The 620-nt window shown below is 26.0% G+C and carries 1 protein-coding gene; it reads left to right on the forward strand.

Annotated features, from left to right (window positions below; translation table 4 throughout):
* A partial coding sequence (locus ACWXVN_RS03025; RefSeq protein WP_455979071.1) for a hypothetical protein occupies positions 1-620 on the forward strand: 620 nt, incomplete at both ends.

The raw sequence follows: 620 nt of genomic DNA on the forward strand, positions 1-620 counted from the left end.
CTAACACAATATCAACAACTAAATGATAATCAGTTGGTAAATGAGTTTTTTAATCAAGCAAATGTTAATAATGAAAAACTTACTAAGTTATTAAAATTGTTAGCCGATATCGAATCAAAAGTACGTCAAGTATTTAATACCAATAAGCAAGTAATTATTGATTACGATAACAAAATCAGTGAAATTAACGCACAAAATGAAGACAAGATTGAAAAAGTAGAAGATAAACTTTTAACATTAACAGGAACAAAAAATATTGACGAACTAACTACTATTAGTCCACAAAACGCAAAAGATAATTCACTGTTAAAATCATTGTGAAATGATATTGAACTAAAGAATAAAGAACTAAAACAAAAACAAGCATTAATCGAACAAAATAATCAAAAAATTAGTGAACTAGAAGCAAAAATTAAACAGCAAGAAGCAAGTAGTCTAGCATTGGAAAATGATTTGGCACAAGCAAGAATTAATCTTGGTACAAAAGATACTAAAATTCAACAATTACAAAATCAAATTGTGACTTTACAACAACAAAAAGATAGTTTTGAAAAACAAAATCAAACTTTAAGTACACAAAAACAAGAATTAGAAACTCAAAAGCAACAATTGAGTAAACA

This window comes from Mycoplasma sp. 4044 (genome assembly GCF_053851695.1).